This is a genomic window from Micromonospora sp. DT48 (assembly GCF_049844495.1).
In the GTDB taxonomy this organism is placed as follows: Bacteria; Actinomycetota; Actinomycetes; order Mycobacteriales; family Micromonosporaceae; genus Micromonospora.
Genome location: NZ_JBNCLE010000007.1, coordinates 97,539 through 113,121, shown reverse-complemented (window position 1 = coordinate 113,121; position 15,583 = coordinate 97,539). Strand labels below are relative to the sequence as shown.

Annotated in this window: 16 protein-coding genes; 4 read left to right on the top strand and 12 right to left on the bottom strand. The window is 70.4% G+C overall.

All coding sequences use genetic code 11. The annotated features are described in order from the left end of the window. Positions 1–114 precede the first annotated feature (114 nt). Positions 115–1,140, top strand: coding sequence for a LacI family DNA-binding transcriptional regulator (locus tag ACLQ2S_RS08580; protein WP_155216570.1), 1,026 nt, complete (start codon positions 115–117; stop codon positions 1,138–1,140). Between the two features lie 74 nt (positions 1,141–1,214). Continuing rightward, positions 1,215–2,153 (top strand): glycosyl hydrolase family 32, encoded by a 939-nt coding sequence (locus ACLQ2S_RS08575; protein ID WP_425701472.1) that lies wholly within the window; start codon positions 1,215–1,217, stop codon positions 2,151–2,153. A gap of 113 nt (positions 2,154–2,266) precedes the next feature. On the opposite strand, the gene ACLQ2S_RS08570 is transcribed toward ACLQ2S_RS08575, so the two are convergent. The 12 genes from ACLQ2S_RS08570 to ACLQ2S_RS08515 all read right to left on the bottom strand — a co-directional run bounded on the left by ACLQ2S_RS08570 (position 2,267) and on the right by ACLQ2S_RS08515 (position 13,568). After that, positions 2,267–3,265: a sulfate/molybdate ABC transporter ATP-binding protein gene (locus ACLQ2S_RS08570; protein WP_425701471.1), complete on the bottom strand. Its 999-nt coding sequence runs from the start codon at positions 3,263–3,265 to the stop codon at positions 2,267–2,269. Continuing rightward, positions 3,262–4,098, bottom strand: coding sequence for a sulfate ABC transporter permease (locus tag ACLQ2S_RS08565; protein WP_425701470.1), 837 nt, complete (start codon positions 4,096–4,098; stop codon positions 3,262–3,264). Before ACLQ2S_RS08565 ends, ACLQ2S_RS08570 begins: the two co-directional genes overlap by 4 nt. After that, positions 4,091–4,939: a sulfate ABC transporter permease subunit CysT gene (cysT, locus tag ACLQ2S_RS08560; protein WP_309223008.1), complete on the bottom strand. Its 849-nt coding sequence runs from the start codon at positions 4,937–4,939 to the stop codon at positions 4,091–4,093. Before cysT ends, ACLQ2S_RS08565 begins: the two co-directional genes overlap by 8 nt. Continuing rightward, a complete protein-coding gene (locus ACLQ2S_RS08555; protein WP_155216575.1) occupies positions 4,936–5,955 on the bottom strand; it encodes a sulfate ABC transporter substrate-binding protein in 1,020 nt (339 codons plus the stop codon). Before ACLQ2S_RS08555 ends, cysT begins: the two co-directional genes overlap by 4 nt. 280 nt (positions 5,956–6,235) lie before the next feature. Beyond that, a complete protein-coding gene (locus ACLQ2S_RS08550; protein ID WP_309223009.1) occupies positions 6,236–6,682 on the bottom strand; it encodes an RrF2 family transcriptional regulator in 447 nt (148 codons plus the stop codon). Between the two features lie 139 nt (positions 6,683–6,821). Beyond that, positions 6,822–7,805: an ABC transporter ATP-binding protein gene (locus ACLQ2S_RS08545; protein ID WP_425701469.1), complete on the bottom strand. Its 984-nt coding sequence runs from the start codon at positions 7,803–7,805 to the stop codon at positions 6,822–6,824. 3 nt (positions 7,806–7,808) lie between these two features. Next, on the bottom strand, positions 7,809–8,789 hold the full coding sequence (locus ACLQ2S_RS08540) for an ABC transporter ATP-binding protein (RefSeq protein ID WP_155216577.1): 981 nt from the start codon (positions 8,787–8,789) through the stop codon (positions 7,809–7,811). Beyond that, positions 8,786–9,664: an ABC transporter permease gene (locus ACLQ2S_RS08535; protein ID WP_155216958.1), complete on the bottom strand. Its 879-nt coding sequence runs from the start codon at positions 9,662–9,664 to the stop codon at positions 8,786–8,788. The genes ACLQ2S_RS08540 and ACLQ2S_RS08535 overlap by 4 nt, the downstream gene beginning before the upstream one ends. Before the next feature lie 11 nt (positions 9,665–9,675). Then, on the bottom strand, positions 9,676–10,620 hold the full coding sequence (locus ACLQ2S_RS08530) for an ABC transporter permease (RefSeq protein WP_155216579.1): 945 nt from the start codon (positions 10,618–10,620) through the stop codon (positions 9,676–9,678). Positions 10,621–10,640: 20 nt separating this feature from the next. Beyond that, positions 10,641–12,176, bottom strand: coding sequence for an ABC transporter substrate-binding protein (locus ACLQ2S_RS08525; protein ID WP_425701468.1), 1,536 nt, complete (start codon positions 12,174–12,176; stop codon positions 10,641–10,643). A gap of 263 nt (positions 12,177–12,439) precedes the next feature. Then, positions 12,440–12,985 carry a M23 family metallopeptidase gene (locus tag ACLQ2S_RS08520; RefSeq protein ID WP_425701467.1) on the bottom strand — a complete coding sequence of 182 codons (546 nt, stop codon included), beginning with the start codon at positions 12,983–12,985 and terminating at the stop codon, positions 12,440–12,442. A gap of 118 nt (positions 12,986–13,103) precedes the next feature. Next, positions 13,104–13,568, bottom strand: a complete 465-nt coding sequence (locus ACLQ2S_RS08515; protein ID WP_425701466.1) for a universal stress protein — start codon at positions 13,566–13,568, stop codon at positions 13,104–13,106. A 240-nt stretch (positions 13,569–13,808) separates the two neighbouring features. On the opposite strand from ACLQ2S_RS08515, the gene ACLQ2S_RS08510 reads away from it, so the two are divergent. Further along, on the top strand, positions 13,809–14,663 hold the full coding sequence (locus tag ACLQ2S_RS08510) for a fumarylacetoacetate hydrolase family protein (RefSeq protein ID WP_425701465.1): 855 nt from the start codon (positions 13,809–13,811) through the stop codon (positions 14,661–14,663). Beyond that, a complete protein-coding gene (locus ACLQ2S_RS08505; protein ID WP_425701464.1) occupies positions 14,660–15,424 on the top strand; it encodes an SDR family NAD(P)-dependent oxidoreductase in 765 nt (254 codons plus the stop codon). Before ACLQ2S_RS08510 ends, ACLQ2S_RS08505 begins: the two co-directional genes overlap by 4 nt. Positions 15,425–15,583 lie beyond the last annotated feature (159 nt).

Here is a 15,583-nt window from a genome sequence, read left to right as displayed (position 1 = left end):
TCCGCCACCGTCCGCGCGCCGATGCGACACACCGTCGGTGCCACGGGGGTGACTCGACGCGCGATGATGGGACGACGACGGCATCGGGACGGCCGCCGTGAACGGAGGACGCACATGGGTCGTGAGAGAGCGACGTTGGCCGACGTGGCACGACGCGCCGGTCTGTCCAAGACCGCCGCGTCGATGGTGCTCAACGGGCGCGAGGGCACCAGGCTCTCCGCCGAGGCGCACCAACGGGTCTTCGCGGCGGCCGAGGAGCTCGGCTACCGCCCCAACGTGGCCGCCCGCAGCCTGCGTACCCGCAAGACCGCCACCATCGCGTTCGTCTCCGACATCGTCGCCACCACCCGCTTCGCCGGTGGCCTCATCCGTGGCGCGCTGGACGCCGCCCGCGAGCGGGACCACGCCCTGCTGATCACCGAGACGCAGGGGGACCCGACGTTCGAGCGGTACGCCATCGAGGCGATCCTCGACCGCCAGGTCGACGGCGTGGTCTACGCCGCCATGGCGACCCGTCGGCTGGCGGTGCCGCCGGCCATCCTCGGCGGCCCGGTGGTGCTGCTCAACGCCACCAGTCCCGAGCCGCTGCCCTGCGTGCTTCCCGACGACGAGGGGGCCGGCGCGGCGGCGGCCGAGGCGCTGCTCGCTTCCGGTCACCGGGACCGGATCGCCCTGATCGGTCGCAACCTGGAGAAGGAACAGGACCCGGAGGTCTCCCTGGCCGCCGACGCCCGACTGCGAGGCATCCGGGCCACCCTCGCCGCCGCCGGGGTCTCGCTGCTGGAGGAGAGTTTCTGCCCGGAGTGGTTGCCGGAACACGGCCACAACGCCATGCGTGAGCTGCTGGAGCACCCGACCCGCCCCACCGCGGTGATCTGCATGAACGACCGCCTCGCCTTCGGCGCGTACCAGGCGCTCGGCGAGGCCGGACTCACCATCCCCGACGACCTCTCGGTGATCTCCTTCGACGACGACCCGATCGCCGCGTGGCTGCGTCCGGGGCTGTCCACCGCGGCGCTGCCGCACGAACAGATGGGCCGCCGAGCGGTGGAGGTGCTGCTCGACGGCGGCGACGCCGCCACGTCGTTCGTCCCGATGCCGATGCGGCGGCGAGGGTCCGTGGCCGCTCCCGCCGACTGATCCGACCGTCCCTGAGCCGGGCAGACCACCACCCGCCATAGCCGCTAAACCGATTCACTGGTACGTTTCCGGCCATGCTTCGACTGCCCGACCACTGGGTGTGGGACAGCTGGTACGCCCAGGACGACGACGGCCGCTGGCACGCGTTCTTCCTGCGCGCGTCGCGGGCCCTACTCGACCCACACCGTCGCCATCGGCGGGCCTCGATCGGCCACGCCGTCTCCACCGACCTGCGCTCCTGGGACCTGCGCGCCGACGCCCTGGTGCCCGCCGACGCGCCCGCCTGGGACGACCTGGCGACCTGGACCGGCTGCACGGTACGCGGCCCGGACCAGCGGTGGTACCTCTTCTACACCGGGGTCAGCCGGGCGGAGGACGGTCTGGTCCAGCGCATCGGCCTGGCCGTCTCCGACGACCTGGTCAGCTGGCACCGGCACGGCTGCGGCCCGGTGGTGGAGGCCGACCCGACCTGGTACGAGCTGCTCGATCACGAGATGTGGTACGAGGAGGCGTGGCGCGACCCGTGGGTCTTCCCGGACCCGGACGGCGACGGCTGGCACATGCTCGTCACCGCACGCGGCAACCAGGGACCAGGCGACGCGCGCGGGGTCGTCGGCCACGCCACCTCACCGGACCTGGTGAACTGGACGGTGCGACCGCCGCTGTCCACCCCGGCCGGGTTCGGTCACCTGGAGGTACCGCAGGTCGCGGTCGTCGACGGGCAGCCCCTACTGCTGTTCTGCACCAACGCCTTCGCCGCCGACCGGGAGGCCGGGCAGCGGATCTGGGTCGCCACCGGGCCGACGGTACGCGGCCCCTGGGACGTCGCCGCCGCCCGGCCGGTCGCCCAACCCCACCTGTACGCCCCACGCCTGGTCCCGGACGGTGACGGCTGGTCCCTGATCGGCTTCGTCGAGCACACCGACGGCGAGTTCGTCGGCGAACTCAGCGATCCCGTCCCGGTCCGCTACGACCCGTCGGTCGGCCTGGTCGCGCGATCCGTGGGTGAGTGAGGTCGTTCCCGACCGGCCCCGACACCGTCGGTCGCCGGCCCGGTGAACGTTCGACAGCGGCTTCAGGGCCTGGTCGAGGTCCTCGGCCGAGCCGAGGACCTCGACGCAGGGCCCTAGCTGTTGGCGGCCGCGAGGTCGGCCCGCTGCGCGGGCGTGGACACCGCCGTGGTGGGGCTGTTCGGGGCGATCCGGAGGCGCACGTCGTCACCGGTCCCGATGCCGAGGGCGAGGAACTCGTTGCGGGTGAGGGTCACCGTGACCGGCTGCCCGTCGGCGGTGGTGACCTCGACCCGGATCTCGAAACCGATCCGGGTGACCCGGGTGACCCGGCCAGGCACCCCGTCGCCCGAGTCGGTGGAGAGCTGGAGGTCGTGCGGACGCACGAGTTGGTCGCCGAGTTGGGTGACCGGGCCGAGGAACCGCATGACGAACTCGTTCGCCGGGCGGTCGTAGAGGTCGTCCGGCGAGCCGATCTGTTCCACCCTCCCCTCGTTGATCACCACGATCTCGTCGGCGACCTCCAGGGCCTCCTCCTGGTCGTGGGTGACGAAGACGGTGGTCACGTGCACCTCGTCGTGCAGCCGACGCAGCCAGTCCCGCAGTTCCTTGCGGACCTTCGCGTCGAGGGCGCCGAACGGCTCGTCGAGCAGCAACACCGCCGGCTCCACGGCCAGGGCACGGGCCAGCGCCATCCGCTGCCGCTGCCCGCCGGAGAGCTGCGTGGGCAGCCGGTCACCGAACTGTCCGAGGTGCACCAGGGCGAGCAGCTCGTCGACCCGCCGACGGATCTCCTCCTTGGACCGCTTGCGGATCTCCAGACCGAAGGCCACGTTACGGCGTACCGACAGGTGCTTGAAGGCCGCGTAGTGCTGGAACACAAATCCGACGTTGCGCTTCTGCGGGGGCAACGTGGTGGCATCCACACCGTCGATCTCGACGCGTCCGGTGTCGGCGCGCTCCAGTCCCGCGATGATCCGAAGCAGGGTGGACTTGCCGCCACCGGAGGGGCCCAGCAACGCCGTGAGCCGACCGGCCGGGATGCTCACCGACACGTCGTCGAGTGCGACGAAGTCCGCGAACCGCTTGCCGACGTTGGAGATCTCGATGCTCAACGCTCTTCCTTCGGCCTGAGAACGGATACGACGATGATGCAGGCCACCGCGACGAGGGCGAGGAGGAAGGCCGTGGCGTACGCTCCGCCCTTGTCGAAGTTGAGGTACTTCTCCTCCACCACGAGGGTGGCCGTGCGGGTGTCACCGAGCACGTTGCCGGAGACCACCTTGACCGCGCCGAACTCGCCGAGCGAGCGGGCGAGGCTGAGCACGACGCCGTAGATCACGCCCCACTTGATGGACGGCAGCGTGATCCGGCGGAACGTCTGCCAGGCGTTGGCGCCGAGGCTGCGGGCGGCCTGTTCCTGCTCGTCGCCGACCTCCTGCAAGACCGGCACGACCTCCCGGATGACCAGCGGCAGGGCGACGAAGACGGTGGCCATCACCATGCCCGGCACCGCGAAGATGATCTGAATTCCGGCCGACTCCAGGGTCGGACCGAACCAGCCGTCGCGGCCGCCGTAGACCAGGATCAACGCGAGCCCGACGACGATCGGGGAGACCGACAGCGGCACGTCGAGCAACGCGTTGAGCACCCGCTTGCCGGGAAAGTCGTAACGGACCAACAGGATCGAGATGCCGACACCGAACACGGTGTTGATGACCACGGCGGTCACCGCGATCACCACGGTGAGTCGCAACGCGTGGGTCACGTCGGGGTCGGTGAGGATGTCCTCGAAGCTGGTGAACCCGTCGGCGAAGGCGTTGCTTCCGACCAGGTACAACGGCCAGGCCACCAGGAAGAACAGGTACGCCACCACCACGAGCCGCAGCAGGTGGCGACCGGGGCGTCGACCGACCGGGCTACGGGTGGCGATCGAACTGTCAGCCACGGCGCACCACCCTCCGCTGGATGACGTCGAGGACCACGATGACGGTGAGCGAGACGGCCAGCAGCATCACCGCGACCGCCGCCGCGCTGTCCGGGTTGTCGTTCTCGATGCTGCTGAGGATCCGTACCGAGGCCACCTCGGTACGCATCGGCAGGTTGCCGGAGAGCAGGACCAGGGAGCCGTACTCGCCGACGGCGCGGGCGAACGACAGCGCGGCCCCGGCCGCGATGGCCGGGGTGAGGCTGGGCAGGATGATCCGTCGGAACGTGACGAACCGGCTCGCGCCCAGCGAGGCCGCCGCCTCCTCGACCTCCGGATCGAGTTCGGCCAGCACCGGCTGCACCGTCCGCACGATGAAGGGCAGTGTGACGAAGAGGAAGGCGAGGAACACCGCGACCCGGGTGTTGGCGACGTTGACGCCGAGCGGGCTGTCCGGCCCGTACAGCGACAGCAGCACCAGACCGGCGACGATCGTCGGCAGCGCGAACGGCACGTCGATGAGGACTTCGAGCGCCCGCTTACCGACGAAGTTGTCGCGCACCAGCACCCAGGCGATCAGGGTGCCCATGACGATGTTCACCAGCGTGACGAGCAGCGCGGTCCCCACGGTCAGCCGCAGGGTGGCGGCGGTCTGCTCGTTGGTGGCCGTCTGCCAGAAACCGTCCCATCCGCCTTCGGAGGCGGTCACCACCACCGCGGCGAGCGGAATCAGCACCAGCAGGCTGAACCACACCATGGCGACACCGAGGCCCAGACCGGAGAGCCGGGTCAGCGGCAGACCGGCCCGGACCGGCCGGCGGTCGCCCGCCGGCCGGTCCGGTGTCACAGCCGTCGAGGTCACTTCGCCTTCCCGGAGGCCGCGATGACCTTGGTGACGATGCCGTCATTCTCGTCGAAGAACTTCTTCGACAACGCCGACCAGCTCTCGAAGTCCTTGTCGACCGTCAGCAGCTTCTGCGGTGCCGGGAACGGGTCGTTCGGGTCGAGGACGCCCTCGATGCCGCTGGTGTCGACGCCCTCGATGATCGGTCGGAAACCGGTCAGCGCGAACTGCCGCTGACCCTGCGGGCCGAGCACGAAGTCGAGCCACTCCTTCGCCTTCGGGTCGGCGTTGGAGAGGACGGCGCCCGGGTTCTCGATCAGCAGGGTGGTGGCGGGCAGCACCCAGTCCAGTTCTTCGCCCTTCTGCCGGGCCAGGATGGTCTCGTTCTCGTAGGCCAGCAGCACGTCGCCGGTGCCGCCGAGGAACGTGGTCGTGGCGTCCCGACCGCTGCCGGGCAGCGACACCACGTTGGCGAAGAGCTTGTTGAGGAACTCCTCGGCCTGGGCGTCGGTGCCGCCGTTGGCGGCGATGTGTCCCCAGGCGGCGAGGGCGTTCCAGCGGGCGGCGCCCGACGAGGCGGGGTTCGGCGTGACGATGCCGATCCCCGGCTTGATCAGGTCGTCCCAGCCCTGGATGTTCTTCGGGTTGCCCTGGCGCACGGCGAGGACCACCACCGACGAGGAGACGATGCCCTTGTTCGGCCCGTCGTCCCAGCTCTCGTCGACGAGACCGGCCTCGACCAGCCGGGTCACGTCGCTGCTGACGGAGAAGTGGACGTAGTCGGCCTTCAGCCCGGAGACGACGGCTCGACTCTGGTCGCCGGACGCGCCGTACGAGGTGCGGAACCGCACCCCCTTGCCCGCCTCGGTCTTGTTCCATTCCGCGGCGATGGCCTTGTTCGCCGCCTCGGGTACCGCGAAACCGACGATGCTCAACGTGGCGTTACCGCTGGCGGCGTCCCCGCCACCGCAGCCCGCCAAGGCCAGGCCGACGACCACGGCCAGGGCGCTGACTGCTCTGATCCGGTGCCTCATCTGCGAACCCGTCCTCCTTCAGTGCCCCGCACTATATAAATCCGACTGGTTAAATAGGTAATTTGCCCAGCATCATGCCGTCACATTGGACGGACACGACGGACGCGGATCACGCCCCGAGCCTCGATGCCCGGCGCGCACCACCAGAACGATCGCCGCACAGCCGTACGGCGAGCCCGCGATCGACCACGTCGATCGCGAACCGAATATCCCACTAACTCGACAGGTTTTCAAGCCTTGGTGTCGGACACCTGACCGACACCGGGGCACCGCGACGCCGTCACGCCGCGCCGGTGCCCTGGTCGACCACCGGCCGCCGCCCCGGATGCTCGCGCTCGAGCAGGTCGGCAAGGCTCGTCCGGTCGACCACCCCCTCGATGGCCCGGTGCACCGACAGCCACACCTCGCCCAGACCGGTCGCCACACCGTGGTACGTCGCCACCTCGGCGGGCGCCCCCCGGACCGTGGTCAACGCACCTGCGGTGGCCCGCAGCACGTCCCCCACCGCGATCTCGGCCGGCGACCGGGTCAACGCGTAGCCACCGTCGGTGCCGCGCAGGCTGTGCAGCAGACCGGCACGTCGCAGGTCGAGCAGGATGCCCTGCAAGAAGGGGTACGGAATGTCCTGGCTGGCCGCCAGCACCGCCGCCTTCACCACCTCCGGGTGATGCTGCGCCACCGCCAGCATCGCCCGGACGGCGTAATCCGACCGCGCCGAGATGTGCACGACCGCACCCCCGTCCCGCTATTCCACACAAAACATGTAGGGATAGTGGACAGGGTGGAGGTCACCATCGTCAAGATGCCGACGGTGATGCGGTACGACTACGGACGGACGGAGCCGGCAACGGTGGTGGCGTGGGCGTTCAGGCCGCCCGCATCGCGCGCACGGCCTCCCCGGCGAACAGGCACGCCGCGCGGTGCTCCGGGGCGACCTCGGCCAACACCGGATCGGTCTCGGCGCACTCCGGCCGCGCCTGGGGGCAGCGGGTGCGGAACCGGCAGCCGCCCGGCGGGTCCACCGGGCTGGGGATGTCTCCACTGAGGATGATCCGACGGCGGTCCCGCTCGACCTGCGGGTCGGCGACCGGCACCGCCGACAACAACGCGGCGGTGTACGGGTGCGCCGGAGCCTGCCAGATCTGCGCCGGTGTGCCGCTCTCCACGATCCGGCCCAGGTACATCACCGCCATCCGGTCACTCATGTGCTCGACGGCGGCAAGGTCGTGGGCGATGAAGAGGTACGTCAGGCCGAGATCCCGTTGCAGGCGACGGAGCAGGTTCATGATCTGCGCCTGCACGCTCAGATCGAGGGAGGCGATCGGTTCGTCCAGCACGATCAGGTCCGGTTCGCCGGCCAGGGCACGGGCGATGCCGACCCGCTGCCGCTGGCCGCCGGAGAGTTCGTGGGGATGCCGGTCGGCCAGGTCACCGCGCAACCCGACCATGTCGAGCAGTTCGTCGACGCGGCGGCGTCGGGCCGCGCCGCCGTCGACGAGCCGGTGCACGATCAGCGGTTCGGCGATGCTCGCCCCGATGGTGAGTCGAGGGTCCAGGGACGCCTGCGGATCCTGGAACACCATCGCCACCCGGCGACGCAGCGTCCGCAGTTGCCGCCGGGACCACCGGGTGACGTCCTCACCCGCGACCCGGACCGTGCCGGCGGTGGGATCCACCAGCCGCAGCAGGGCCAGCCCGGTGGTCGACTTGCCGCTGCCGGACTCGCCGACCAACCCCAGCGTCTCGCCCCGCCGGATCTGCAACGACACGCCGTCGACGGCGCGGACCACACCGGCCGCCGTCGGGAACCACACGGCCAGATCGTCGAGTGCGGCCACCACCTCGCTCACCTGTCAGTCCCTCCGGTCGGTCGCCTGCGGATAGAAGGTCCGCACCTGGTGCCCGGCCGAGACCGGCACCAGCGGCGGCATCTCGTGCTCGCAACGCGCGTCGCCCCGCACCGGGCAGCGGGGCCAGAACGCGCAGCCCGGCGGCAGGTCCAACGGGCTCGGCGGCGCACCGGCGATGGTGACCAGATCGGCGTCACCGGCCGCCGGGTCCGGGCGAGCGGCCAGCAACGCCCGGGTGTACGGATGCGACGGCGCGCCGAAGACGGCGTCGACCGGCCCCTGTTCGAGGATCCGGCCCGCGTACATGACCGCCACGGTGTCGGCGATGCCGGCGACCACACCGAGGTCATGCGTGATCCAGACGACCGCCGTGCCGAGGCGGCGTTGCAGGTCGGCGACGAGCTCGACGATCTGGGCCTGGGTGGTCACGTCGAGGGCGGTGGTCGGTTCGTCGGCGATCAGCAGATCCGGCTCACAGGCCAGCGCCATGGCGATCACCACCCGCTGGCGCATCCCGCCGGAGAACTGGTGCGGGTACGCGTCCACCCGCTGCCCGGCCGACGGGATGCCGACCAGGTCCAGCAGCTCGACGGCGCGGGACCGGGCGGCCCTCCGGGTCAGCCCGAGGTGTTCCTGGGCGGCCTCGACGACCTGCCGGCCGACGGTGAGCACCGGGTTGAGCGAGGTCATCGGATCCTGGAAGACGAATCCGACGTGCCGCCCACGCAGCCGACGACGACGTTGCTCGGGCAGCCCGGTCAACTCCGTGTCGAGCAGGTGGATCCGCCCGGACACCCGGGCGGTACGGGGTGCCAGCCCGGTCGCGGCGAGCACGCTCATGCTCTTGCCGCTGCCGGACTCCCCCACCAGCGCCAGCGTCTCCCCCGGCCGCACCGCCCAGTCGACCCCGGCGACCGCACGGGCCGGTCCCCGCCGGGTGTCGATGGTGACGGTGAGGTCCTCGACGGCCAGCACGGGTTTCATGACGTGCTCCTCCTGGCTTCGTTGACGGTGAGCTGGCGGGGATCGAGCACGTCCCGCAGCGCGTCACCGACCAGGTTGAACGCCAGGACGGTCAGGAAGATCGCCGCGCCGGGGAAGACGCCCAGCCACCACGCCTCGGTGACGAACCCGCGACCGTCGAACAGCATCCGACCCCAGGCGGGATCGGGTGGCTGGACGCCGAGGCCGAGGAAGGACAACGCCGCCTCGGAGAGGATCGCGAAGGCCAGGGACAGCGACGTCTGCACGATCAACGGGGCCGCGATGTTCGGCAGCACGTGTCGACGCATGATCCGCAGGTCGGACGCGCCGACCGACACCGCGGCCCGGACGAACACCTGTTCCCGCACCGAGAGCACGCCGGCTCGGGTCACCCGGGCGAAGATCGGCGTGTAGACCACCCCGATCGCCACCATCGCGGTGAGCAACCCCGGGCCGAGCACCGCCACGATCGCCACCGCCAGCAGCAGCACCGGGAACGCGAACAGCACGTCCATGCAGCGCATCACCACGTTGTCGAGCCAGCCCCGGTAGTAGCCGGCGAACAACCCGAGGGTCACCCCCACCGTCAGCGCGATCCCGACGCTGACCAGGCCGACCTGCAACGACACCCGGGCGGCGACCATGACCCGGCTGAGCACGTCGCGGCCCAGCTCGTCGGTGCCGAACGGGTGCGCCCAGCTCGGTGGTTGCAGCATCCGGTCGACGTCGACCTCGTTGATCCCCGACGGCGCCAGCCAGGCCCCGCCCACGCCCACCACGACCAGCACCACCAGGACCAAACTTCCGGTGAGCGCCAGCGGATCCCGCCGCAGCGCCGACAACGCCCGGCCCAGCTGACCGTCCCGGTTGATCATCCGTACGCCGCTCACTTGACCGTGATCCTCGGGTCGAGGCGGGCGTAGAGGATGTCGACCACCAGGTTGACCAGCAGGAACAGCGCCGCCACCAGCAGCACCGCACCCTGGAGCACCGGGTAGTCCCGGGCCGCGACGGCGTCGTACGTCAGCCGCCCGATACCGGGCCAGGCGAACAGCACCTCGATCACGATCACCCCGCCGAGCAGACTGGCCAACTGCACCGCCACCACGGTCACCACCGGGATCAGGGCGTTGCGCAGCACGTGCCGCAACACCACCACCCGGGTCCGCAGCCCCTTCGCCTCGGCGGTACGCACGTAGTCCTCGGAGAGCACCTCCAACATCGACGAGCGCACGAAGCGGGTGAGGATCGAGGCGGTCACCAGGCCGACCGTGGCGGCGGGCAACGCCACGTGGGAGGCCCAGCGGCCCGGATCCTCGGTGAGCGCGACGTACCCCGACGGGGGCAACCAACCGAGCACCCCGGAGAAGAGCAGGATCGCCATGATGCCCATCCAGAAGTCCGGCACCGAGACACCGAACTGGCTGAACACCCGCGCCGCGTGGTCGACCAGCGAACCGCTGCGGATGGCCGAGACGATCCCCAGCGGAAAGGCGATCACGACCGCGAACAGCACCGCGGTGACCGCCAGCGACAGTGTCGCCGGCAGCCGCTCCAGCACGATCGCGGTGACCGGGCGTCCGCTACGGAAGCTGACCCCGAGGTCGCCGGTCAACGCCCGTCGCAGGTAGTCGAAGTACTGCACCACCAACGGCTGGTCGAGCCCCGCACGGGCGCGCAGCGCCTCGTACGTCTGCGGGTCGAAGCGGGTGCCGAGGGCGACCCGTACAGGGTCGCCCGGCACCAACTGGAGCAGCAGGAACACCACGAGCGTCACGCCGAGTAGCACGACTGCCGACTGCAACAGCCGACGGATTACGAAACGGGCCATCTGAGAGGTCCCCCGCCAGGTCACCGTGCGAGTGCGACCTCGCGGAAGCGGATGGCTCTGTCCGTGCGTACCTCGTAGCCGGTGACCTGCTTCGACCAGCCCTGGGCGACGTCGGGGTTGTAGAGGTAGATGTAGCTGGCGTCGTCCACGATCTGCTTGGCCACCTGCTCGTACCGCTGCTTGCGGGCGGCCTGGTCGGTCTCCGTCCGGGCCTGGTCGAGCAGGCGGTCCACGGTCGAGTTGGCGTACTTGTGGAAGTTGAACGAGCCGTCGCTGTGGTGCTGCGCGTAGTAGAACTCGTCCGGGTCGATGTTGCCCAGCCAGCCGAGCATGAACGAGTCGAACGAGCCCGCGCCCTGCTCGTCGAGCCACTGCGCGAAGTCCAGCGTACGGATCTTGACGGTGATCCCGACGGCTTCCAGCTGCGCGGCGATGACCTGGGCGGCGGTGACCGTCTCCGGGTACTCGCTGGTGACCATCAGGTCCATGGTCAGCCCGCTGACGCCGGCCTGGTCGAGCAGCTGCCGGGCCTGGTTGACGTCGTGCGAGTACGGCGCGTACTCGTAGTAGAAGGCGCTGTTGCGCGGAATGGCCGTCTGGTTGACCGTCGCCAGCCCGAACTTCGCGGCCTTGGTGATCGCCTCGCGGTCCAGCGCGAAGGCGATCGCCCGGCGGACGTTGACATCGTCGTACGGCTTACGCGCCTGGTTCAGCGAGAGGTACCAGTAGTCGGTCGACGGTACCGACCGCACCGTCGGGTCGTCCCCGTCGAGTAGCCCGGGCACCTGCTGCGGTGGCAGGTTGTCGGTCCAGTGCACCTCACCGCCGCGCAGGTTCTGCAGGGCGACGGTGGGGTCGCTGACGAAGGTGAACCGGACGCCGTCCAGTTTGGGCTTCTCGCCCCAGTAGTTGTCATTGCGGACCAGCCGGATGCTGTCGCCGGAGCTGTAGTTCTCCACGACGAACGGGCCGCTGCCCACCGGCTTGGTCGTGATCTCGCCGGACTCCACATTGGACTTCTGCACGATCGCCACGCCCTTGAAGCCACCCAGGTTGGCCAGCAGGTTCGGCGTCGGCGCGTTGAGCGTCACCACGACGGTCTTCGGGTCGGCGGCCTCGATCGACTTCACCGTGCCGAACTTGTACGCGTTGTTCAGCTTCTCGTCGATGATCCGGTTGTACGAGTAGACGACGTCCTCGGCGGTCAGCGGCGAACCGTCGGAGAACGTGACGCCCTCACGGAGGGTGAACGTCCAGGTCAGTTGGTCGTCGCTGGTGGTCCACTCGGTGGCCAGGGCAGGCTTCATCTCCAGGTTCTCGTCCGGCTCGACGAGGGTGTCGAAGACGTTCTCCAACACCTGGAAGCTGTAGTAGGCGGAGGTCTTGTGCGGATCGAGCTGGTCCGGCTCGCCGCCGATCGCGGCGTTGAGCACGCCCCCGGCGCCCGCCGTGTCGTTGCCGTCGACGTCGACGCCCTCGCCACCGCTGCATCCCGCGACGGCGGCGAGCATCAGGGCGATCGTCGCGCCGGCCAACCTGAATCTGGCCCTGGACATGGTCCTCCCCTGGATTCCTTCTCCGGCGGTCGAAGAGTTTGCGAGTCTGGCTCGCTGGTCAGCCGATGTCAACACAAAACGTGGCAAATTGCCCTGCTGACGATCCACCGGTTCGCCCACGCTAACCCGTGATCCCGCTGGTCGCAGGGCCCAGACCGGTGATCGTCCCGATCGCCGTCAAGCTGTGACCCGGCGCGTCGGGGCAGCCCAAGGCCGCGCTTACGCCCCGGCCACCAGGGCAGATACCGACCGACAGGCTCCCGCTACGGACAGTTGTTGCTGGTCCGGCGGACCGTGTACTCGGAGTCGTCGACGGTGATGCCCGACGGGACGCCGTCGAAGAAGGTCTCCACCTTCTGCCAGCCCCGGCGCTGCTCGTAGTGCAGGTGCGGGGCACCGGAGTTGCCGGTGCTGCCGATCCGCCCGATCTGCTGACCCTGGACGACCCGCTCACCGGCCTCCACCATCGGCGGCTCCAAGAGGTGCAGATACTGCGTCTCCCACCGGCCGCCGTGGTCGATCTTCACCCAGTAGCCACCACCACGGCCCCGGGGTCCGTCCGGGTTGTCCGGGGTACGCCCACCCAGCGACCCGTTGATCCCGGCCACGGTGACGGTGCCCTCGTACGACGCCAGCACCGGCTGCCCCCACGGGTCACCGGAGAGCGGGAAGAAGTCCACGTCGTAGTCACCGTGCCCGGGATAGGTGCCGAGCTGCCACGTCTCCCCGCAGCCGACCGGCATCTGGAACAGCGGGCGGGGCCCCGCCGGCCGCAGCACGATCACCGCTGCCACGACCAGCGCGACCACGATTCCGAGGGTGAACAGGAGCCCGGGCCTGGTCCGGCGGGCTCGGCGACGGGAACGAGGTTGGCCGGTCGTCACGGTCCAGAGCATGACAGAGATCGGCAACCTCCGTCGGCCGCTGTCAGGCCGGCACCGCCGGCACGACCGGACCGCCCGGCGCCGACACCGGCACCGGGATCACCACCACCGGGCAGGTCGCCTTGCGTACGCACTCCTCACTGACCGAGCCGAGCACGGTGTGCCGCAGCCGGCCGTGCCCGTGGCTGCCCAGCACCAGCAGGTCGGCGCCACGGGCGGCGGCGGTGAGCACATCGGCCGGCCGCCCCTCGACGACCTCGACCGAGACCGGTACCGTCGCCGTACCTCCGGTGACCTCGCCGATCTCCCGGGCCAGCAGGTCCGTGGCCCGTTCCTCCTCCTCGAACGGGTTCGGCGCGACCATGGCCCCACCGTCCAGGCCGTCCCACCGCCAGGCGATCACCGCCTGCACGGTGCCGTTGCGCTCGGCCGCCTCACCGACCGCCCAGCGCAGGGCACGTCGCCCACCGTCCGAACCGTCGACACCGACGACAATCAGGTACGACATCGTCCTCACTCCTCTCCGTCCTGCTTCCAGTGCAGCGTGCGGACGTGGCGCGGACCAGCGGCCGGAGTCCCCCGCGGACAGGTCGGACGGCCCTGCGCCGGGCGGGACCTGCGACCCGGTCGGGCCACCCGACCACGCCGACCGAGGAGAGCCGCCGTCCACCATGGGCCTTGTGAGGCGTCACGATCACCTGATAGACATCACACGTCTTGCGACTCGTTCGCGTCGCGGTATCTGGGGGTGACGGTGAAGCTGCTGCGAGTAGGCCCGCCGGGGCGGGAAACGCCCGCACTGCTCGACGAGACCGGCCGACTCCGGGACCTCAGCGGCGTGATCGACGACGTCGACCCCGCCTTCCTGGCCACCGACGGGCTGGCCCGCCTGGCCGGCATCGCCGCCCACGAACTCCCGCCGATCGACGGCACCGGGCTGCGGATCGGCCCCCCGCTGCACCCCGGGAAGATCGTCTGCATCGGGTTGAACTACCGCGACCACGCCGCCGAGACCGGGGCGGCGCTGCCCACCGAGCCGGTGGTCTTCCTCAAGGCGGCCGACACGGTGGTCGGTCCCGGCGACCCGGTGCTGGTGCCCCGCGGCAGCACCAGGACGGACTGGGAGGTCGAACTCGCCGTCGTCATCGGCCGCAAGGCGCGCTACCTGCCGTCGGCCGAGGCGGCGATGGACTGCGTCGCCGGGTACGCCGTCTCCCACGACGTCTCCGAGCGGGAGTTCCAACTCGACCGGGGCGGCCAGTGGGACAAGGGCAAGTCCTGCGAGACGTTCAACCCGCTCGGTCCGTGGCTGGTCACCGCCGACGAGGTCCCCGACCCACAGGATCTGCGGCTGCGGCTCTGGGTAAACGGGGTGCTGCGGCAGGACGGCACCACCAAGGACATGGTCTTCCCGGCGGCCGAGATCGTCCGCTACCTGAGCCAGTTCATGGTGCTCTACCCCGGTGACGTGATCAACACCGGCACCCCGGCCGGTGTCGCGCTCGGGCAGCCGGAACCCAAGCCGTACCTGGTCACCGGCGACGTGGTCGAGTTGGAGATCGACGGCCTGGGTCGGCAACGTCAGACGCTGGCACCGGCATGACCGGCGACTTCGCCGGACTGTCGGCGGTGGTCACCGGGGGCGCCTCCGGCATCGGACTGGCCACCGCCACCCTGCTCGCCGAGCGTGGCGCCCGGGTGGCCTGCCTGGACCTGAACCCGCAGCAGGTACCCGAGCCGTTGCTCGGTCTGGCCGCCGACGTGACCGACGACGCCTCCGTACGGGCCGCGATCGACACCGTCCACGACACGTTCGGCGGTCTCGACATCCTGGTCAACAACGCCGCCGTCGGCGCGGTCGGCACCGTCGAGGCCGACCCCGACGACGAATGGCACCGAGTGCTCGACGTCAACGTGGTCGGCATCGTCCGGGTGACCCGGGCCGCGCTGCCACACCTACGCGCCTCCGGCCACGCCGCGATCGTCAACATCGGTTCCATCGCCGCCTGGCTCGGCCTGCCCCAGCGGGCCCTCTACAGCGCCAGCAAGGGCGCGGTGCAGGCACTCACCCTGGCGATGGCCGCCGACTACGTGACGGCCGGCATCCGGGTCAACTGCGTCAACCCCGGCACGGCGGACACCCCGTGGGTACGCCGACTGCTCGACGCCGCCGACGATCCGGCGGCCGAACTGGCCGCGCTGCGGGCCCGCCAGCCCATCGGTCGCCTCACCACCCCGCAGGAGGTGGCCGCCGCCGTCGCGTACCTGGCCAGCCCGCTGTCCGCCGCGACCACCGGCACCGTCCTCGCCGTCGACGGCGGCATGCACGGCCTTCGCCTACCCAGCCCGCGCCCGAACGCCTAGCGGGAAAGGGCACCCCGCTGCCGCCACAGGTGCAGCAGGTGCCTCCGTGCCATTGCTCAGCCTGCCTGTCCCGACCGCCGGACCCCACCTTGCGCACCGACCGACACACCGGGACAGCCGAGCCCTCGCCGAGACGAGATCTTGGGCAGTTCCCGTTAG

Excerpts from the sequence above, each read along its gene's own strand:
- ACLQ2S_RS08555 (WP_155216575.1), bottom strand. The coding sequence starts at position 5,955 with ATGAGGCACCGGATCAGAGCAGTCAGCGCCCTGGCCGTGGTCGTCGGC.
- ACLQ2S_RS08575 (WP_425701472.1), top strand. The coding sequence starts at position 1,215 with ATGCTTCGACTGCCCGACCACTGGGTGTGGGACAGCTGGTACGCCCAG.
- ACLQ2S_RS08525 (WP_425701468.1), bottom strand. The coding sequence starts at position 12,176 with ATGTCCAGGGCCAGATTCAGGTTGGCCGGCGCGACGATCGCCCTGATG.
- ACLQ2S_RS08515 (WP_425701466.1), bottom strand. The coding sequence starts at position 13,568 with ATGTCGTACCTGATTGTCGTCGGTGTCGACGGTTCGGACGGTGGGCGA.
- ACLQ2S_RS08505 (WP_425701464.1), top strand. The coding sequence starts at position 14,660 with ATGACCGGCGACTTCGCCGGACTGTCGGCGGTGGTCACCGGGGGCGCC.
- ACLQ2S_RS08535 (WP_155216958.1), bottom strand. The coding sequence starts at position 9,664 with ATGATCAACCGGGACGGTCAGCTGGGCCGGGCGTTGTCGGCGCTGCGG.
- ACLQ2S_RS08540 (WP_155216577.1), bottom strand. The coding sequence starts at position 8,789 with ATGAAACCCGTGCTGGCCGTCGAGGACCTCACCGTCACCATCGACACC.
- ACLQ2S_RS08530 (WP_155216579.1), bottom strand. The coding sequence starts at position 10,620 with ATGGCCCGTTTCGTAATCCGTCGGCTGTTGCAGTCGGCAGTCGTGCTA.
- ACLQ2S_RS08580 (WP_155216570.1), top strand. The coding sequence starts at position 115 with ATGGGTCGTGAGAGAGCGACGTTGGCCGACGTGGCACGACGCGCCGGT.